We start from the raw sequence: 6,265 nt of genomic DNA, 5'->3' as shown, positions 1-6,265 counted from the left end.
CTGCAGGGCGTGAAGATCAACGACAAGCACATCGAGGTGATCGTCCGCCAGATGCTCCAGAAGTGGGAGATCCTCGACAGCGGCGAGACCACGCTGCTGAAGGGCGAGAACGTCGACAAGGCCGAGTTCGACGAGGCCAACGAGAAGGCGATCGCCAAGGGCGGACGCCCCGCCGAGGGCGAGCCGATCCTGCTCGGGATCACCAAGGCCTCGCTGCAGACCCGGTCCTTCATCTCGGCCGCCTCCTTCCAGGAGACGACGCGGGTGCTGACCGAGGCCGCCGTGCAGGGCAAGCGCGACAAGCTCGTGGGCCTGAAGGAGAACGTGATCGTCGGGCGCCTGATCCCGGCGGGCACGGGCGGGGCGACCCAGCGCGTGCGCCGCATCGCTGCCGAGCGCGACAACAAGGTGATCGAGGAGGCTCGCGCCGAGGCGGAGGCCGCCGCGGCGCTCGCCGCTCCGGACGACGTCTTCGGCGAGACGACGCTCCACCCCGAGACCGAGGACACGCCGGGCGAGTGATTTCCGCCCGGTGACCGACAAGAACCAGGACGCCCCGCCCTCACCGGCGGGGCGTTCCGCATTCCGGGCCCGGCCGCGCCGGTCGCCCGGAAAGCGCGGCGGGGCTCTGCCGGAAACTGGGTGATCCTCAGGCGCCGCCCGCCGTCATCGGACATGGCCCAAGCCCCCGTTTTGCCCGGCCGCCCGTTCCGCGCTAGGTTGCCCCGACACCCACCCGGCAGGAGGCCAAGCCATGACGACCGAACCGATCGCCATGATCGTCAGCGTCACGGGGCGCGTGCAGGGCGTGTCGTTCCGCGCCTGGACGAAATCCCAGGCCGAGGCGCGGGGGCTTTCGGGCTGGGTGAGGAACGAGGCCGACGGCACCGTCTCCGCGCTGATCGAGGGGCCGCCCGAAGGCGTCGCCGAGATGGTCCGGGCGCTGGAGAAGGGCCCCCGCCTCGCGCGGGTCGAGCGCGTCGCGGCCATGCCCGGCGCAGCGACCGAGCTTCCCGGCTTCCGCATCCTCGACGACGCGTCCTAGGGATTCCCCCCGCCTCGGGGCTGGTCTAGGCTCGCGCCCGGAGGGAGACCTGCGCGGCGCATGGCAAGAGCGGACAACCAGATCGTCGGCGTGTGCCGCTTCTCCTACCCGGCGACGGGCGGCTTCCGGATGTCCACGCTCGGGGCGGGGGCGCTGGAGGAGGCGCTCTGGGATCCCGTCCGGATGCAGCGGCGCATGGCGCTCTTCGAGAATGTCTGCCTGCCGTCGCTCGCGGCGCAGACCGATCCGGATTTCACGCTCGTCGTTCTCTGCGGCGACGCGATGCCGCTGCGCTGGCGCAGGCGGCTCAAGGCGTTGCGGGCGGCCCACCCGTTCCTGCGGATCTGCGCGCTCGAACCCGCCGGGCCGCTGCAGGCCACGCGCCGCGCCTTCCGCGCCGGCGCGCGGGAGGAGGTGCCCTTCGTCACCGGCTTCCGCATCGACGACGACGACGCGCTCGCCGTCGATTACGTCGAACGGCTGCGTGTGCGGGCCGACGCGATGCTCGACGCCGGCTGGGCGGATGCCGAAACGCCCGTCGCCATCACCTTCCAGACCGGCCTCTTCTGGGCGCTGGACGCCCCCGGCCAGCCGGTCTACCGCTACACCGAGACGAGCCCACCGGGACAAGCCAGCGCCATGGTCACGGTCTTCGATTCCCAGCACAATATCTTCCGCTGGACCCACACGCATCTCGCCGCCCATGTCCGACTCTGGGCCGAGCCGGGGCCCGAGATGTTCGTGCGCACGCTCCACGGCGGCAACGACAGCGACCGGAGGGTGTCGCGGCGGGCCGAACGGCTGGACGAGCGGGAGGGCGCGACGCTCCTGCGCGACCGCTTCGGCCTCGCGCCTCTGCGCATCCGTCCGCTCCTCGGGCGCGTCCTCGGGGCCCGGGAATGAGCCCCAATCTCAAGGGCGCGCTCCTGATGACGGCGAGCATGGGCGCCTTCACGCTCAACGACGCCTTCGTCAAGCTCGCCGCGCAGGACCTGCCGCTCTTCCAGATCGTGTTCCTGCGAGGCTGCCTGACGACCGTGCTGCTGCTGATCCTCGCCGTGGCGCTCGGCCAGTTCCGCCTGAGCGTCCCGCGCGGCGACCGGGCCAGGCTCGCCTGGCGGACGGCGTTCGAGATCGCCTCGATGGTCGCCTTCCTGCTGGCGCTGGTGAACATGGCCATCGCGAACGCGACCGCGATCCTGGCGGCACTGCCGCTGGCCGTAACGATCGCGGCGGCGGTCTTCCTGGGCGAGCCGCTGGGGTGGCGGCGCCTGACCGCGGTGCTCGTGGGGTTCGGGGGCGTCCTTCTGATCGTCCAGCCGGGCATGGAGGGCTTCAACGCCCATTCGCTCCTGGCGCTGCTGGCAGTGGCGATCATCACGGCCCGCGATCTCGTGACCCGGCGGTTCAGCGCGGCGCTGCCCTCGATGACGGTGGCGGTGGTGACGGCCGCCTCCGTCGGCCTCTTCGGCGGCGTCCTCAGCCTCTTCGAGCCGTGGGAACCCCTGAGCCTCGCGCAGGCGGGGCAGATCACGGCGGCCTCGGTCTTCATCATCGGCGGCTATCTCTTCTCGATCATGACGATGCGGGTGGGCGAGGTGGCCTATACCGCGCCCTTCCGCTACACCTCGCTGCTCTTCGCGCTGGTGCTCGGCTTCCTGTTCTTCCAGGAATGGCCGAACGCGCTGGCGCTTACGGGGGCGGGGATCGTCATGGCCACCGGCGTCTACACGATCCTGCGCGAGCGGATCGTGGCGGCGCGGGCGCGGCGGGCGGCGACGGCGGCCCTCCGGCAGGGGGCGGAAGGGCTCTGACGGTCGCCCTCCTAGGTGTCCCGGGGGCGCTGTTGACACCCCCTTCGACTCCCCCTATACGGCGCGCACTCGGCCGGGGTGCGTCTTCACGCCTCCCGACCTCCGAAAACAGATTTGTAGTGGTCATGATCCGGGCCGATTAGGTGCCCCGATCCTCTGAAACTTCCACCGCAGCGTCCTCCAGGTAGGGAAGGGATGCATGCGGCTTTGGTGTTTTCGCGCTTTCGGGACCGTCCGGGCGCGAGCCGCTGCCGACACGAGAGAGCCAGACGGGGAGACCCAATGCCGACGATCCAGCAGCTGATCCGCAAGCCGCGGCAGCCCAAAGTGAAACGCTCCAAGTCCCAGCACCTGGAGAGCTGCCCGCAGAAGCGCGGCGTCTGCACGCGCGTCTACACGACGACGCCGAAGAAGCCGAACTCGGCCATGCGGAAGGTCGCCAAGGTGCGCCTGACCAACGGCTACGAGGTGATCAGCTACATCCCCGGCGAGAGCCACAACCTCCAGGAGCACTCGGTGGTCCTGATCCGTGGCGGCCGGGTGAAGGACCTTCCCGGCGTGCGCTACCACATCCTGCGCGGCGTGCTCGACACGCAGGGCGTCAAGGACCGTCGCCAGCGCCGCTCGAAATACGGCGCGAAGCGCCCCAAGTAAGAGGATACGCACATGTCCCGCCGTCACCGTGCCGAGAAACGCGAAGTCCTGCCCGACGCCAAGTTCGGCGACCGCGTCCTGACCAAGTTCATGAACAACCTGATGGTCGACGGCAAGAAATCCGTCGCCGAGACCATCGTCTACAACGCCTTCGACCGCGTCGAGGGCCGCCTGAAGCGGGCGCCCGTCGAGGTGTTCCACGAGGCGCTCGACAACATCAAGCCGGCCGTCGAGGTCCGCTCTCGCCGCGTCGGTGGTGCGACCTACCAGGTTCCCGTCGAGGTCCGGCCCGAGCGCCGCGAGGCGCTGGCGATCCGCTGGCTGATCTCGGCCGCGCGCGCCCGCAACGAGAACACGATGGAAGAGCGTCTGGCCGGCGAGCTGGTCGACGCCGTCAACTCGCGCGGCGCCGCCGTGAAGAAGCGGGAAGACACCCACAAGATGGCCGATGCCAACAAGGCGTTCAGCCACTACCGCTGGTAAGTTTCACTTCAGCCTGAGGAACCTCCCCCATGGCACGCGACTATCCGCTCACGCGCTACCGCAACTTCGGGATCATGGCCCACATCGACGCGGGCAAGACCACGACGACGGAGCGCATCCTGTATTACACCGGCCGGTCGCACAAGATCGGCGAGGTCCATGACGGCGCCGCCACCATGGACTGGATGGAGCAGGAGCAGGAGCGCGGGATCACCATCACCTCCGCCGCCACGACGACCTTCTGGCAGTGGCAGGAAGACCCGACCCCCGAGGGCACCTCGGACACGAAGGTGCGCTTCAACATCATCGACACGCCCGGCCACGTGGACTTCACCATCGAGGTGGAGCGCTCGCTCGCCGTGCTCGACGGCGCCGTGGCGCTTCTCGATGCCAACGCGGGCGTCGAGCCGCAGACCGAGACCGTCTGGCGCCAGGCCGACCGCTACAAGGTTCCGCGCCTCGTCTTCGTCAACAAGATGGACAAGATCGGCGCCGACTTCTTCAACTGCGTGAAGATGATCAAGGACCGCACCGGTGCGACCCCCGTTCCGATCAACCTCCCGATCGGTGCCGAGGACCAGCTGGAAGGCATCGTCGACCTCGTGACCATGGAAGAGTGGGTCTGGCAGGGCGAGGACCTCGGCGCGTCCTGGGTGCGCCAGCCGATCCGCGACAGCCTCAAGGACCTCGCCGACGAGTGGCGCTCGAACCTCGTCGAGAACGCGGTCGAGATGGACGACGCGGCGATGGAGGCCTACCTCGAAGGCCAGGAGCCCGATGTCCCGACCCTGCGCAAGCTGATCCGCAAGGGCTGCCTGTCGATGACCTTCGTGCCCGTGCTCGCGGGCTCGGCCTTCAAGAACAAGGGCGTGCAGCCCCTCCTGAACGCGGTCGTCGACTACCTGCCCGGTCCGCTCGACGTGCCGGCCTACATGGGCTTCGCCCCCGGCGACGAGAGCGAGACGCGGAACATCCCGCGTTCGGCCGATGACGCGCAGCCCTTCGCCGGCCTCGCGTTCAAGATCATGAACGACCCCTTCATGGGCACGCTGACCTTCACCCGGATCTACTCGGGCACGATGAAGAAGGGCGACCAGCTCCTGAACTCGACCAAGGGCAAGCGCGAGCGCATCGGCCGCATGGTGATGATGCACGCCAACAAGCAGGAAGAGATCTCGGAAGCCTATGCCGGCGACATCATCGCGCTGGCGGGCCTCAAGGACACCACGACGGGCGACACGCTCTGCGACCCCGCGCACCCGGTGGTCCTCGAGACGATGACCTTCCCCGATCCGGTGATCGAGATCGCCATCGAGCCCAAGACCAAGGCCGACCAGGAGAAGATGTCGATGGGCCTCCAGCGGCTCGCCGCCGAGGATCCGTCCTTCCGCGTCGAAACCGACCTCGAGTCGGGCCAGACGATCATGCGCGGCATGGGCGAACTCCACCTCGACATCCTCGTCGACCGCCTCAAGCGGGAGTTCAAGGTCGAGGCCAACATCGGCGCGCCGCAGGTGGCCTACCGCGAGACCATCAGCCGGATGATCGAGCACACCTACACCCACAAGAAGCAGTCGGGTGGTTCGGGCCAGTTCGCCGAGGTCAAGCTGGAGATCAGCCCGACCGAGCCGGGCGAGGGCTACTCGTTCGAGAGCCGCATCGTCGGCGGCGCGGTTCCGAAGGAATACGTCCCCGGCGTCGAGAAGGGCATCAAGTCGGTCATGGACTCGGGTCCGCTCGCGGGCTTCCCGGTGATCGACTTCAAGGTCGCGCTGCTCGACGGCAAGTTCCACGACGTCGACTCCTCGGTTCTCGCCTTCGAGATCGCCTCGCGGATGTGCATGCGCGAAGGCCTCAAGAAGGCCGGCGCCAAGCTCCTCGAGCCGATCATGAAGGTCGAGGTGGTGACGCCCGAGGACTACACCGGCGGCGTGATCGGCGACCTGACCTCCCGCCGGGGCCAGGTGACGGGGCAGGAGACGCGCGGCAACGCGATCGTCATCAATGCCTTCGTGCCGCTGGCCAACATGTTCGGCTACATCAACACGCTGCGCTCCATGTCCTCGGGCCGCGCGCAGTTCACGATGCTGTTCGACCACTACGAGCCGGTTCCGCAGAACATCTCGGAAGAGATCCAGGCCAAGTACGCATGACCCGGGTGGCGGGGTGATCCCGTCCCGCCCATCCACCGTAGGGCGGGACCCGGTCCCGCCGCCCGCACGACAAGGAGGCCATCATGGCAAAGGCAAAATTCGAACGTAACAAGCCG

Annotated in this window: 6 protein-coding genes and 1 pseudogene; all 7 read left to right on the top strand. The window is 68.5% G+C overall.

Translation table 11 applies throughout. The annotated features are described in order from the left end of the window. Window positions 1-522, top strand: a pseudogene (locus ACTS11_RS10400) (DNA-directed RNA polymerase subunit beta'); the annotation flags it as partial. A 232-nt stretch (window positions 523-754) separates the two neighbouring features. Further along, a complete protein-coding gene (locus tag ACTS11_RS10395; RefSeq protein WP_442640243.1) occupies window positions 755-1,045 on the top strand; it encodes an acylphosphatase in 291 nt (96 codons plus the stop codon). A gap of 60 nt (window positions 1,046-1,105) precedes the next feature. Beyond that, on the top strand, window positions 1,106-1,948 hold the full coding sequence (locus ACTS11_RS10390) for a glycosyltransferase (protein ID WP_442640242.1): 843 nt from the start codon (window positions 1,106-1,108) through the stop codon (window positions 1,946-1,948). After that, window positions 1,945-2,859 carry a DMT family transporter gene (locus tag ACTS11_RS10385; protein WP_442640241.1) on the top strand — a complete coding sequence of 305 codons (915 nt, stop codon included), beginning with the start codon at window positions 1,945-1,947 and terminating at the stop codon, window positions 2,857-2,859. Before ACTS11_RS10390 ends, ACTS11_RS10385 begins: the two co-directional genes overlap by 4 nt. A 282-nt stretch (window positions 2,860-3,141) precedes the next feature. After that, window positions 3,142-3,513, top strand: coding sequence for a 30S ribosomal protein S12 (gene rpsL / locus ACTS11_RS10380; protein ID WP_071673925.1), 372 nt, complete (start codon window positions 3,142-3,144; stop codon window positions 3,511-3,513). A 12-nt stretch (window positions 3,514-3,525) separates the two neighbouring features. Further along, the gene (gene rpsG / locus ACTS11_RS10375; RefSeq protein ID WP_442640240.1) at window positions 3,526-3,996 is read left to right on the top strand and encodes a 30S ribosomal protein S7; all 471 of its coding nucleotides are present in this window, start codon (window positions 3,526-3,528) and stop codon (window positions 3,994-3,996) included. Window positions 3,997-4,025: 29 nt separating this feature from the next. Continuing rightward, complete coding sequence (gene fusA, locus ACTS11_RS10370) at window positions 4,026-6,149, top strand: elongation factor G (protein WP_442640239.1); 2,124 nt, start codon at window positions 4,026-4,028, stop codon at window positions 6,147-6,149. Window positions 6,150-6,265: the final 116 nt, after the last annotated feature.

Source organism: Roseicyclus sp. (genome assembly GCF_052168335.1).
Lineage (GTDB): Bacteria > Pseudomonadota > Alphaproteobacteria > Rhodobacterales > Rhodobacteraceae > Roseibacterium.
This window is presented reverse-complemented; position numbering and strand designations above follow the sequence as displayed.